We start from the raw sequence: 14,048 nt of genomic DNA on the forward strand, positions 1-14,048 counted from the left end.
ATGGATCTTCTATCAATAAAACTTAAAATAGGAGACCGCGAGTACCCAATGAAAGTGAAACCTGAAGAGGAAGCTAGGGTACGTAACGCAGGCAAATTCATCAACGAAAGACTTCGGTCTTATCGGGAAAAGTTTGGTATTGATGATAAAGAAGACCTGCTGGCTATGGTGGCCTTTGACTGTATGGTAGCTAAACTGAAAAGTGAAGAAGAGTTTACTGCAATCGATAGCACAGCAGAAAACACCATTGACAGACTGGATAGCCTCATAAAGCAAGCACTCTCTTAATACCGTCATTTCATTTCAACTCAGGTTTTATTCGGTCTCCGCATAGATTATAAATACATATGGGAGAAACGCTAACTATTTTGCTGACAGCCATCGGATCTTTGGCAGTTGGCTTTTTATTAGGTCGCTTTGTGTTGCAGAAACTCAACACAAAAGCCACACTTGAACTCGAAGAGAGGGGAAAACAAATCATTAAAGAAGCGGAGCTAACGGCCGAAAACATTAAGAAAGACAAAATCTTAGAGGCCAAAGACAAATACTTTAAACTAAAGGCAGAGTTTGAAGAAGAAGCCAACCGCAAAAAGAATCAGATAATAGCCAACGAAAATAAGCTCAAGCAACGAGAGAGTAAACTCAATCAGCAACAAGCCGAAATTAGCCGCAGAGAAGCCGAACTCGACAGCCTCAAAGAAAATGTAGAAGCGCAACTGGAAATTGTAAGAAAGCGCAAAGAAGAACTCGAAAGCAAGGTGGAAGAAAAGGTAAAAGCCTTAGAAAAAATTGCCAACCTTTCGGCCGATGAAGCAAGAGAGCAGCTTATTGAAACCTTGAAAGACGAAGCCGAGAGTAAAGCTTCGGCCCTCATTAAAGACATTATAGACGAAGCCAAACTCTCCGGTGCCAAAGAAGCCAAAAAGATTGTAATAGAATCTATTCAGCGCACAGCCACTGAGCATGCCATTGAAAACTGCGTTTCTATTTTCAACATAGAAAGTGACGAGATCAAGGGTAAAATCATTGGCCGGGAAGGCCGAAACATTCGTGCCCTCGAAGCAGCCACCGGTGTAGAAATAATAGTAGACGATACGCCCGAGGCCATTATCATCTCCGGTTTCGATCCTGTACGAAGAGAAATAGCCCGCCTGTCGTTGCACCGATTAGTGACCGATGGCAGAATTCACCCCGCCAGAATTGAGGAAGTGGTGAACAAAACCACAAAAAACATTGAGGAAGAGATAGCCGAAATTGGTGAGCGCACAGTCATAGACTTGGGCATTCATGGCCTTCATCCGGAGCTGATTAAACTGGTAGGCCGAATGAGGTTCCGATCTTCCTATGGCCAAAACCTGCTACAGCACTCCCGCGAGGTAGCCAACCTCTGTGCCACTATGGCCTCAGAGCTGGGGCTCAACCCTAAGAGAGCAAAGCGTGCCGGACTATTGCACGATATTGGCAAGGTATGGCCGGAAGAACCTGAAATGCCACATGCTATATTAGGTTTTGAGCTAGCCAAAAAGTACAAAGAGCATCCGGAAGTATGTAACGCCATTGGTGCCCACCACGATGAGATGGAAATGACCTCTCTCATTGCTCCTCTGGTTCAGGCTTGCGATGCCATATCAGGTGCAAGACCGGGAGCCAGAAGAGAAGTGATGGAGTCTTACATAAAACGACTCAAAGAACTTGAAACTCTTGCCCTCAACTTTGAAGGAGTAAATAAATGCTACGCCATTCAGGCCGGACGAGAGCTGCGTGTAATGGTTGATGCCGAGTCAGTTACCGATGCTCAGGCGGCTCAGCTTTCATTCGATATTTCTCAAAAAATTGAAAAGGAAATGCAATATCCGGGGCAAATCAAAGTCACGGTAATTCGCGAAATGCGTGCAGTAAACTACGCCAAGTAGTCTATCAAAAGCAACGCAGGCTGTTTCAGATGGCTAAATCAGAGGTAGTGTCTTACTACCCATGCCACATGCCGGTTCATGTGCCAATTTTAGCCTTTCGAAACAGCCTGTTTTTTTACAAACTAAAATATGTTCCCCTTCCGGCTTGCTCGGGTCGAGTATTCCTGATATTTTAGGAAAGGCGTGCACTTATTGGAGTCGTGATTCCATCCGTTGAATCATACAGCATTTCTCCAGTGGCAGTTTGCGTCAGGAGGTTTTTCCTCAATTTTAGATTAACCTTAAACATCTACTGTGACTAAGTCTTTTGAGGTAGTAATTGCCGCTGTGCGAATGTCTTTGACCCCTGGCAGAATCTATTCAATACTGCTCCTCCTTGTGCTCACCACCATGGTCTCTGCGCAGCAAAATTTCGACTACCTGATGAGTAAAGCGAGAGAAAACTCCAGAAACCCGGACAGCCTCTCTTACTATGGCAAATTACTATTAGAAAAAGAAGACAGCCTTTCAAGACTAGAAGGGTACTTTGCCATAGGTTATGCCGCCTACCAGTCGGGAAGCATTAAACAGGCCGTAGCTTACTACGATTCTGCCCTCTTCTTTACTAATCGGAAAAAACTCCGCACTACCTACGACAGAATTGTACGCAATCAGGCCATTGCTTACCAGCGCATGGGCGAAATTGATAAGGCCAAACAGATTTACGAGCAAATGCTGGTACTGGCAGACGATGAAAAAAGCCCTATAGGACGGGCACTAGCCCTGAATCAACTGGGTATATTAGAACAAATGGATGGCAATTTCGAAAAAGCCTCCAAACAGTTCAACGAAGCCCTCGACCTATACAAAAAACATAGCCCTGAAGGCATGGTGAACACCATGCTCAATTTGGGAACGCTCTACGGCCGAATGGATCTTATTGATAAGTCCAACACTATACTCAAAGAAGCTGCCGCCACAGCCATGAGCTTCAAACAACCGGTATTAGCGGCCAGATGCTACAATAACATTTCTGTCAACTTCAGAAAAATTGCTCAACTCGATTCCAGCAACACCTATCTGAAAAAGTCACTCCCTATATACACAGCCACAAGAAACACTCTGGGTTTAGTAAACACCTATCAGAATATTGCTCATAACTTTTTAGAAGCTGAAAATCAAGACAGTTGCTATCACTATCTCCACCAGGCAAGAGCACTCAACGAACCTGGCGAAGACATGTTTCTATCAGGTGAGCTTGATTTTTTAGAGGCTCAGGCCGAACTGAAGTTTGGAGAAACCGCAAAAGCCATTGCACTCATTAACCAGTCAATTACCAAAGCACTTACCCAGCAAAGAATAGACGACTTACGCGATCGGTACGAATTTCTTTCCGAAGCCTATGAAAAAGATGGGCAGGACAAACTAGCCCTGCAAATTTTAAAAAAATGGAAAGCTCTGGACGACAGTCTGGAGTACTTTAAAAACATAAAGACTATCGATGAGATTACGGCAGAATACGATCTGGCTCGCAGCGAAATACTGGTAGAATCTACCAGAGTAAAAACCAATCTCACCCGAAACCTCATCATAGTAAGTGTTATTACACTCTTAGTAGTTGGCCTCGCCTATACGTACTATAGAAACTTTAGAAAAGAACGGAACGAGAAGTTGGTAAAAGAAAATGAGCTTGAACAACTCAAAGAAAAACTGAGAGACTTAACCCATCGATCGCAGCTGGCCACTCAGCGAGAATTTATAACGCTAAAAAGCAAAGCACTCCTCAAACTGGAAGAAATCAAATACATTCAGTCCGATGGGCCTTATATTGAAATCTATCTGGACGAAAAACAGAAACCGGAAGTAGACCGAAATACGCTCAAGAACATTCTTTCCGAGCTCCCCTCCAATAAATTTATTCAGGTACACCGGAGCTATATTGTAAATATAGACCACATTAAATCTATATACGCCACCAAACTGGTGCTTGAAGATGGCACCGAATTGAATGTGAGTAGAAGCTTCAAAGAAGAGGTAGAATCACTATTGAACATGCCCGCCTAAAAGGACAATGGCAAGAGTTGATTAATAATGAAGAACACAAGAACAAGACTATTCCCCATCGCTCAATTCATTCTGTATCTAGGGCTTTTGCTAAGCACGGAGTCAAAGGCTCAGCAAGACTTTAATGACCTTAAGTCAGATATTTTAATGGCAAAAACGGAAAGGGCAAGACTCGAAGCCATTGTTACCCTAAGTGTAACTTATAACCGGAACCAACTGGATAGCCTGTACTACTACTCCGAAGTACTCTCCGACCCCGATATTAACGACAAAGAATTTGCTGAAGCTGCTAAGGACCTGATAGAAGGAGTTGCCCTTTACCATCAGAGCAGACATGCAGAAGCCATAGACCTTTTGGAGATAAGCCGGAAGAACTTTGCCGAGCTAGGCTCCAAAAACCTTCAAATACGAAGCATGAGTTTTCTAGGGCTGGCCTACAACCGTTCGCGCGAACATGCGCAATCGGCCAATGTTTTCAGAGAAGTACTGAAACTTACCGAAAACGATAGCGAATATACCGATGCCCGAATTGCCGCCTTCGGCAACCTATCCAACGCCTACAGAGCTCTTGGTCTTTTTGCCGAAGCTATTCACTCCCTGGAAAAAGCCATTGAACTATCGGGCGATGTTCGGCCAGAAACCCAACAGATGAGCTACTTCAACCTTGGTCAGATGTTGGCCCAACTGGAATTATATGACCGCGCACTCGATGCCCTCCGACTTATCGATGTAGAAAACTTTCCCTCAGAATCTGTTCGAACTGCCGTTTACTCCAATATGGCAAGAGCCTTCAAACAGCTTAACCTTTCAGACTCTGCTCATTTCTACTATCAAAAAGCCCTTAACAAAGCCCAAACAACCAACAATTGGCAGCAAGCCCTAAAACCCCAAATAGAGTTGGGTAGAATTGCTATGGAACGTCAACAATTTCCGCTGGCCGAAACATTACTTAACAACGCAGACGATTTTTACAAGCAACACCGTTTTCCTCCACCTGCTTACACCGACCTGCTACTTGCCAAAATGGAGCTCTATATAGCCAGTGGCCAGTGGCAGAAAGGCCTCCAGGCATCTAAAACCTTCGAGCAGTTCATCAATACAAATAGCATTATACACATGAGTCAGAATGGCTTTGAGCTTGTGGCGCAAATCCATGAAGGGCTTGGCGACACTGAGTTGGCGCTTCAATATCAGAAAATGTACAACGACCTGGGCCTGGCGGCCAAAGAAGCCGTTCAGACCAACCGACTGATTGAACAAAGAAACCAACTGGCCCTGCTCGATGCTAACGAGCGCCTTGAAGAAGAGAGCTCCTCTAAAGAGTTTTATCAGGGGCTTACCTTTCAGGTGATTGCCCTAAGCCTGATACTTTTAACAGTACTTTCAATTGTATACAGATACTATCACCGAGTTAAAAAAGACAACGTAGTAAAATCTACCGAGCTGAGCCAGTTAAAAAGCCAGCTGGAAGAAGCGCAGAGTCAAACTCAGGAGGTAGAGTTTATAAGTCTTAAAAGCAAGGCCTTGATAAAGCTCAGTGACCTCCGCTTTGTTCGTTCCGATGGTCCATACCTGGAATTTCATTTGACCAGCAAAACCAAACCGGAAATTGACAGAAACTCTCTTAAAAGCCTCATGGATGAACTACCCAATAATTTCATTCAGGTTCATAGAAGCTTTATTGTAAATCTAAACCAGGTAAAGTCTATCTATAAATCAAAATTGGTACTTAATGACGACACAGAGATTAGTGTGAGCCGCAGCTTTAAGGACGACATAGACGAACTGCTGCGCAACACCGCCTGACATTTAGTACTACTTTTAACGTTGTTCGTGACAACACCAAGCCACCCCCTTCTATTCACAAGGCTTTTTCAATATGTCGTTCATGACAACTAACCCGTCAGTCATGACATTTATCTGAAATTGGGCCGCCCATTCACCAAATTGAGTAACAACAATCAGTACTCCAATTAGGGTACCCACACATTCCAATGACCAACAAAATTCAGACTAAAGACAAGAAGAGAATTCTTGAGCTTCTCTCTGCCAGAGAGGTTGAGATTCTCACGCATATGGCTAAGGGCAGTTCCAGAAGCGACATAGCATCGGCCCTTTCCATTTCGGTGCTTACCTATGATGAACATAGGAAGAACATCAGAAACAAACTTGGCCTGCACTCCAGTGCCGACTGGGCTTTGGTTCTGCTCCCTTTTATGGGCTAACCATAAAAGGCAATAAAAGAAATATAGTCGGTTTAGTTGAGTCTCTTGGTTGGGGAGTACACACGGTTCTCCCCGCCATTCTTGCCCAAACCAGCATATCAACATAAGTCAAAAAAAATTATCACAACCAAAATGTTAACAAAAATGAAAAAACGACTACTCCTCGTTCTTAGTTTCGCACTGGTTTTGGGCATACCTGCCACTATGGCTTTGCCTTTACAAGACGGTGCAGCTCAGGTTCAGGAAGGCAAAAAAATGAGCTTTCAGGGAACCCTTTATGAAAATGGAACACCGGTTACCGGTGAACGTAACTTTACCTTTTTAATAGATCTTGGTGAAGGCAACAGCTGGACAGAGACCCAGAGCAATGTTCAGATTATAGAAGGCCTCTATGCTGTTACACTCGGTTCGGTAAACCCAATGCCCGAAGACCTTTTTCATGGAGTAAGTGGCCGTACGCTTACCATTAGCATTGGCAACACCGTATTGGGAACCACAGAGCTACTTGCTCCATTCTCGCCAAAACCCATTGGCCCTACCGATGACCTCCCCAGAAGAATAAGCATAGATAACTCTACTACAGACTCAGACACCATCTTCTATTTCAATATTTCCTCAGACAACCTGAACAGAGGAACCCAAAGAGGTATTCAGGTAGATATGACCGGAGCAGGGTTCAAAACCGCCCTCAGAGGCAACGTAATCTCCCTCGAAGGAAATGAACAAGGAGGCATTGCCATAATAGGTAGCGCAATAGGCCAGGGCAACGGCAGCCACGAAGGTGTGAGAGGACAAGCCTTTGGAGCCGGACGAAACAATGCCGGGGTACTAGGGTTAGCCGGAGGTCCGGGCAATGGTGCCACAGGATATGAAGAAGGCTCTTACAACAACGGGGTGGTAGGCTACGGCCAGTCTAACCCATGGGGAAACACCGGTGTAAGTGGTTGGGCCCTAGGTAATGTTGGGGTAGACAATATTGGAGTTGCCGGTATCTCCGCTGTAGGAGGAGAAGACAATACAGAAATAGAAAACAAAGGTATTTTAGGAAGAGCCGAAGGCTATGGCATTAACAAAGCCATATGGGGCCGTGCCATGAATGGCGTAGAAAACTGGGCCGGATGGTTCGAAGGAGATGTGGCTGTGCACGGAGGAAACAACCTGAATGTATACGGTTCTAATCCGGAAGACAGTATTAAAGTACAGCTCAACTATTACGAACCAAATCACTCTGGTTCGGTGCTTACCTTTGGCCACAATAAAACCAGGCGCTCGCTCATTGGCAGCGACTCCTATCGCACAGGAGGCTTGCTACACCTTTACGATTCATTAGACAGGGCCATGGCGCAGCTAAGAGCAACCGGCCGAATAGCCGAATGGGTAGCCGACCAACACCCGCATGGGCAGCTCTCCTTGTGGGGCAATACCAGCCAGAATTTCTACATGGGAGCAAGAGTATGGGAAGAAGGAGGATCGGACTTGCCGGTATTGCAAATGTTTGGCAAGAGAATCGAAAATCCGGATAATCCCGGCAACTTCTCTCCAATGGAAGGAGTATTCATGTCCATTCAGGACTTTGGTGACGGAAAGCAACAAGGCCTATTGCAACTAGGCAAAGAAGGAGAAGCAGCTGCCGTTATGAGCAAAGACAATCTGCAAGCCATGCTCAATATAGTAGACCACAACAGCAAAACCCGCCTTGAGGTGAACGAGCAAAATTCAGGTTCTATCAAGCTAATGAGTGCCGTTGACTCAGTAAATGTGCTCATAGACTCCAATGGAGAAAAAGCAGGTCTTATTCACCTCAACGATTCATTGGGAAGAGCCAACATGAGAATGCTCACCTACTCTGGTGGTGGTGCGTACCTCGAGCAGCACGCAGGAATTTCAGAAATTGGTGAAACACGTGTTACCTACCAACTCGTTGGCAATGCCAACCCTTGGAGCAATATGATCGCCCGCAATGCCGATGGCACAGCCAAAGGCCGCGTTCAAAGTGGCTGGTTGCCAGGAGGTGGTGAAGAAATAGGGCAATTCCGAATTTCAGATGGCAGCAACAGAACACTCGCACAAATGTTTGCTAACGGAACAACTGGTGGACGACTCGCACTGGAAGGTCCAAGCTCATCAAACTTCTTTATGGGCGGAAAGGATTGGGAAAATGCCGACCTGGCTTTCTTCGCAATGCGAGGAGCGACATCAGTTAATGACGGAAACGGAGGCTCTTACTTCCCAGATCTAATTGCCCTTAATATTAATCAAAAAGATGGAGTGGACTATGGCTCGTTTGACATGAACAACTCCAGTTATTCAAGCATAAATCTAGGTGTTAAATCATGGGAAAGTGATGGGCTAAAGAAACCCATTTTCCAAATGATGAGCGACTTTGAAAAGTCCGATGGAAACGGAGGTACCTATAGGCCGTCCTTAGTAGATATGCAGGTAAATATTTCGAATGCAGGCACATATTCTGGAGACTTCAACCTAAACAGTTCAGCAGGCACAGGTATAAGAATGTATGGAGGCGCAGACTTCAATAATGATGCTTCCGATGTATATAGTCACATTGCTTTAGATGGTTTAAATAACAACCACATCTACCTTGACGGGAACGGTAATGGTGACTTTACAGGCAATATCAGTGCTGTTTCTATCAATCAAACCTCTGATGCTCGTCTCAAAACCAATGTAAGTACCCTAACCTCCGGCCTGGCCATGGTAAATAATCTGAGAGGTGTACGCTATAACTGGAAAGATACAAGCCGACCTGAAAACAAAATTGGCTTTATCGCTCAGGAAGTAGAAAAAGTAGCCCCAGAACTGGTTATAACCAAAGAAGATGGCTTTAAGGCTGTGAACTATGGAGAAATGACCGCCCTTTTGGTTGAAGCTGTAAAAGAACTTACGGCTCAGGTAGAAGCGCTCAAAGCAGAAAATGGCCAGCTCAAAGCCGAGGCCAACAAAGTAGAGGCCTTGGAAGAGCGTTTGGCAAAAATTGAAGCCTTGCTTTTAAACACCCCTAAAACTGTTAACGCTGATCAAAAATAATCAGACATGATTAGCATTAAACGATCAAAAACAGTCAGATACCTGGCAACCCTTCTGATGGTAGCCCTCTATGCCTTGCCAATGCAGGCACAGGAAGGCTCTACCGATAATGCGCGAAACAAGCGTATGACCACAGCCAGTGGAGGATGGTTTTCAGGGGGTATAAACACCAGCTTTATTTCCGTAGGGCAGAATGGTGCGAGTACCTTGCTTACCGCTACCGATGGCCAAACCCAATCCAAAGGCAACTTTGGCTTTGTGGTACCATTGGTTGAAAAAATAGAGCCCAATCAGGCACCAATAGCCATATCGGCAAGCCGATCGGTATTCTATAAACTTGGCGATGTACTGCGTCTCAATGGTTTCGACCCGGATGGAGACGCTATAAGGTTCGAGGTGACTCAAGGGCCCGAAAATGGAGAATTAACAGTATCAGGTGCTCGTGCAGGACGTTTTACGTTTACACCGGCCGGTAGCCTATTGCCCAAAAATGGTTACAAAGACACCATTCGGTTCAAAGCCATAGAAGTTGAAGGCGAGAAACTAGAATCTGAAGTGGCCATGCTGCCCTTTACTTTCAACGTGGCCGATGAAGCACATGAAATCACGAATCTGACCGTTGCCTCTTCTTCAGAAAGTGCCAAAACCCTGGCCCTGACACTGACCGATTCACGGTTCAATGCCAACTACACCATAGACATTGGCTATATAGACCTATCTAATCCTTCGGCTCCAAAACAGGTATCCATTGTAAATTCCGGCTTTAGCCTGGAGAGTTTCACACAAGACTCCAATACACTCACCCAAACCATTAGTGTGAGCAAAACGGACCATCCCTACCTGTTTAGTGCTGAAAAAGCCATCATTACCGTTTTGGTTAAAACACGTTCCGGATTTAGTGACGATGACCTGTTTGTTTTGACCAATACAAGCAACGGCAGTGGTGGTACTATTAGCCATTTAGATTCGGATACCCGATTCTTTACTCAAAACGGAGACACAAAAAGCCTTACCAATCAAACTTCTTCCGATGGGCTATTCTTCAGTTTTGCTTCGGAGAAAGAAACTCCGGAAAATACGGCCGTTTCTATGAACTTGTTTGCCGTAGAATTAGGTGACTTTGACCTTAACAATGCCTCAATAGCTATAACTACCAACCCCAAGAAAGGCTCTATTACCGACCCTGTTTTGGTAAAGTCTTCCGCCAACCTGGCACAATGGACGGTGTTTTATAGCCCGGTAGGCGATGTGGGTTATTTAGATTCGCTGGAGTTTACAGTGACCAGTGCCGACAGAGAAGCTTCGGTTTCCGCGTTTGCCAAAGTGCAGGTGGTAGATGTAAACGACCCGCCAACACTTTCGGCCATTGCCGATCAGCAACTAAATGAAGAGGAAGCCGGAACCGTAGACCTGAACTTTGCCGATGTAGATAACGACCTTATAGTTACCGTTACTTCATCTAATGCCAATCAGGTAGCGGCCACAGTAAGCAATGGCCAGCTAACGTTAACTCCGGCCCTCAACTTTAATGGAAAGGTAAACATTACGGTACTGGTAGAAGAAGAAGGCACCAGCGAGGCATATTCAAAGTTAGAAACCTTTGAAGTAGAGGTTGTTGCCGTGAACGATGCCCCAATTATGGCCTCAATTAGCGATCAGGTGATAGATGAAGACAATGTATTTACATACACGCTATCTGCCACTGATGTTGATGCTGCAGTGCCATTGTTCACTTACAAAGCAACCCCCGATATAGCCGGTGTAGCCACCGTTTCCATCAATGGGAATGTGCTAACAGTAACTCCTTCGGCCAATTACTTCGGTACTATAAACTTTAGTGTAACAGCCGATGACCGCCTGGGAACCAATACTTCTGTTTCGGCAGCAGAGACATTTAGCCTTACCATTAACCCGGTAAACGATGCTCCCGTTTCAGTAGCCACCATTCCCGCCCAAAACCTGGTAGATGTTCAGCCCGCTTATATAATGAATCTTGGGCTATACTTCGATGACGTGGAAACATCAGATGCTAACCTTACCTTCACTCATAATGCTACCGGCACTCTGTTCACGCTTTCGGTAGAGCAAAACAACCTTACCGTTACTCCAATTCAAGGGCAGAGTGGTAGTGAAGACGTAACCATTACTGTAAGTGATGGAGAGCTCTCTGTATCGCAAACCGTTACTTTCAATATTCAGGGCAATAGTAGTGACATTACAGCCGCAACTATAGATAACGTGAGCATTGATGAAGATGCCGGAGCCTACACAGTAGATTTGAGTGGTGTTTTTGCTGACACAGGCGATCCTTCCGCTCAATTCTCCTACACTATTGGAGGTCTTTCAAAGGTGAGCTCATCGCTGAATGGCACGGATCTGGTGTTGACTCCCGAGGCAAACTTCAATGGCACAGAGACCATTTTAGTAATAGCCAGTGCGAATGGGAAAACTTCATTTACCTCATTTCAGATTAATGTAAATGCCGTAAACGATGCCCCTACCCTGGGTTCTGTCAGTGCACAAAGCATTCAGGAAGATGGCCTGTTGAGCGATCTGTATATAACGTTTGAAGATATAGATACAGACGCTTCAGACCTCAGCTTCACAGCCACTTCATCTAACGAATCGCTCATTGCTTCTACAGCTATTGGCATAAGTAAAGGAAGCAATGGTATAACACTTTCTGCCCCAACCCTTGCCAATGCTTCGGGCAGTACAACCATTACCGTTACTGTTTCTGATGGTGAACTTACCGCCACTCGTCAGTTTACGGTAAACGTACTTTCTGTAAACGATGCGCCAACAGTCATTTCTACAACTATTGCGGCCGCTTTGGAAGATGCTGCTTACGAGCAAGCATTGTCCGGTTTGTTTGCCGATGTGGATGGTGATAACCTGAGCTACAGTATAGAGGGTGGTCCTGAATGGCTAAGCATTGACAACGGCTCTTTGAGCGGAACGCCAGGCAATGATGATGTGGGAAATACCTCCTTCTATATTACCGCAAGTGATGGTTCGGGCGGCAGTGTACGACAGCAGTTTAGCATTACTGTTACCAATACCAACGATGCCCCTGTGGTGGTATCTCCTGCTGCGGATATCACTGCTACTGAAGATGTATTACTGAGCTCATTTATCAGTAGCTCAATCTTTAATGATGTAGATGGAGATAATCTAACTCTCTCGGCCACTTTTAGCGGAGCAAATTGGTTAACCTTTGATGCAACCAACAATCGCTTTACCGGAACCCCGGGCAATGATGATGTCGGTACGGTGAATATTACCATAACCGCTACAGATCCTGATGGGGCCTCTGCCTCGGACGAATTGGTACTTACGGTAGTGAATACCAATGACACTCCCACCGATTTGACCCTTTCGGCAATAACAGTAGCCGAAAACAGCGACATAGGTACAGTAATAGGAAGTCTTTCAACTACCGATGTAGATGCCGGAGACTCATTTACCTATACTCTGGTATCCGGATCGGGTGCAGAGCATAATGATGTCTTTGCCATTGCCAATGGCAATTTGGTAACCAATGCAGCTATTGACTTTGAAAGCTCAGCCAGTCTTAATCTAAGACTGCAAACCACCGATGCGGCCGGAGCTACTTACCAGAAGTCTTTTACCATTGTGGTGACCAATGTAAACGAAGCTCCTACCGCGCTAAGCCTGAGTAATTTAAGCCTGGCTGAAAACAGCGGAATCAATGCTGAAGTGGGTAGTTTGAGCACTACCGACCCGGACAATGGAGACAGCTTTACTTACAGCCTGGTTTCAGGTGCTGGAGACACAGACAACAGCGGCTTTGACATTAGCAATGGAAAACTGGTGTCTAAAAACAGTCTGGACTTCGAAACTAAGAGCAGCTATTCGGTAAGAGTGAAAACCACTGATGGCGGAGGCCTGTCTACTACCAGCAGCTTTACCATTACCGTAACGGATGTCAATGAAACACCAACCGACATTGGTATATCGGCCAGTTCAATTGATGAAAATGTGGATGAAGGCACCGTAGTGGGCGTACTTAGTACTACCGATGAAGATGCTAACGACAGCTTTACTTACAGTCTGGCTTCAGGAAGCAATGACAATGATGCCTTTAGCATTGACGGTAGCAATCTAATTACTGCCGCAGCAGTAGATTTCGAAACCAAAGCGAGTTATACAGTGATAGTTACCACCACTGATGGCGGTGGCAATACGCTGGATAAAACCTTGACGATTACTGTAAACAATGTGGCCGAACCTTCAATAGCCGCTATTGACGGGTTGGTATTTGCAACCACTGATATTGAAGAAACTTCTACCCTTACGTTTACCGTGGAAAACACAGGAGATACAGAAATTGAAGTTTCTTCTATTGCGTTACCAGAAGGCTTTTCTGCCGATAAAACTGCGTTTAATGTAGCCATTGGCAGTTCTGCTGATGTAATAGTAACTTTTGCCCCGGACGAAGCCAAAACCTACAGTGGCGAAATAGTAATGCAATCGACCGTAGGCGAAACACGAATCAACGTGGTGGGTGAAGGAACAATTGTTACCGGGCTTGATGACGATATGCTTAAGGCAACCCAGATTGGGTTGTATCCCAATCCGGCTCGTGATGTTGTGACCATAGACCTAACTCAGCTACCTCATATTCAACCGGACCTTGCCATTGTAGACTTAAATGGCAACAGCGTTTGGAGCAAACAAAAGGTGCAGGAATCAAAGGTAGAGCTGGATACAGGTACTTATCCGGCCGGCACTTACCTTATCAGAATATCTTCTGATAAGGGCAGTGTGGTGAAAAAGCTAATCATTGTAAAGTAAGTCA

At 45.2% G+C, this 14,048-nt stretch carries 7 protein-coding genes; all 7 read left to right on the forward strand.

The genetic code is table 11. The features are described from left to right. Window positions 1-288: a cell division protein ZapA gene (locus tag B3O12_RS00235; RefSeq protein ID WP_189628264.1), complete on the forward strand. Its 288-nt coding sequence runs from the start codon at window positions 1-3 to the stop codon at window positions 286-288. A gap of 59 nt (window positions 289-347) precedes the next feature. After that, complete coding sequence (gene rny, locus B3O12_RS00240; RefSeq protein WP_286742638.1) at window positions 348-1,913, forward strand: ribonuclease Y; 1,566 nt, start codon at window positions 348-350, stop codon at window positions 1,911-1,913. Between the two features lie 294 nt (window positions 1,914-2,207). Next, window positions 2,208-3,956: a LytTR family transcriptional regulator DNA-binding domain-containing protein gene (locus tag B3O12_RS00245; protein ID WP_286754878.1), complete on the forward strand. Its 1,749-nt coding sequence runs from the start codon at window positions 2,208-2,210 to the stop codon at window positions 3,954-3,956. A gap of 27 nt (window positions 3,957-3,983) precedes the next feature. Further along, window positions 3,984-5,762 (forward strand): LytTR family transcriptional regulator DNA-binding domain-containing protein, encoded by a 1,779-nt coding sequence (locus B3O12_RS00250; RefSeq protein ID WP_286754879.1) that lies wholly within the window; start codon window positions 3,984-3,986, stop codon window positions 5,760-5,762. A gap of 188 nt (window positions 5,763-5,950) precedes the next feature. Then, a complete protein-coding gene (locus B3O12_RS00255; RefSeq protein ID WP_189628268.1) occupies window positions 5,951-6,181 on the forward strand; it encodes a response regulator transcription factor in 231 nt (76 codons plus the stop codon). A gap of 144 nt (window positions 6,182-6,325) precedes the next feature. After that, window positions 6,326-9,226 carry a tail fiber domain-containing protein gene (locus B3O12_RS00260; RefSeq protein ID WP_286754880.1) on the forward strand — a complete coding sequence of 967 codons (2,901 nt, stop codon included), beginning with the start codon at window positions 6,326-6,328 and terminating at the stop codon, window positions 9,224-9,226. A 6-nt stretch (window positions 9,227-9,232) separates the two neighbouring features. Further along, a complete protein-coding gene (locus B3O12_RS00265) occupies window positions 9,233-14,044 on the forward strand; it encodes a tandem-95 repeat protein (protein ID WP_286754881.1) in 4,812 nt (1,603 codons plus the stop codon). The last annotated feature ends 4 nt before the right edge of the window (window positions 14,045-14,048 follow it).

Origin of the sequence: Roseivirga sp. UBA838, assembly GCF_002296035.1 — a bacterium.
Lineage (GTDB): Bacteria > Bacteroidota > Bacteroidia > Cytophagales > Cyclobacteriaceae > Roseivirga > Roseivirga thermotolerans.

Excerpts from the sequence above, each read along its gene's own strand:
- B3O12_RS00255 (WP_189628268.1), top strand. The coding sequence starts at position 5,951 with ATGACCAACAAAATTCAGACTAAAGACAAGAAGAGAATTCTTGAGCTT.
- B3O12_RS00250 (WP_286754879.1), top strand. The coding sequence starts at position 3,984 with ATGAAGAACACAAGAACAAGACTATTCCCCATCGCTCAATTCATTCTG.
- B3O12_RS00265 (WP_286754881.1), top strand. The coding sequence starts at position 9,233 with ATGATTAGCATTAAACGATCAAAAACAGTCAGATACCTGGCAACCCTT.
- rny (WP_286742638.1), top strand. The coding sequence starts at position 348 with ATGGGAGAAACGCTAACTATTTTGCTGACAGCCATCGGATCTTTGGCA.
- B3O12_RS00235 (WP_189628264.1), top strand. The coding sequence starts at position 1 with ATGGATCTTCTATCAATAAAACTTAAAATAGGAGACCGCGAGTACCCA.
- B3O12_RS00260 (WP_286754880.1), top strand. The coding sequence starts at position 6,326 with ATGAAAAAACGACTACTCCTCGTTCTTAGTTTCGCACTGGTTTTGGGC.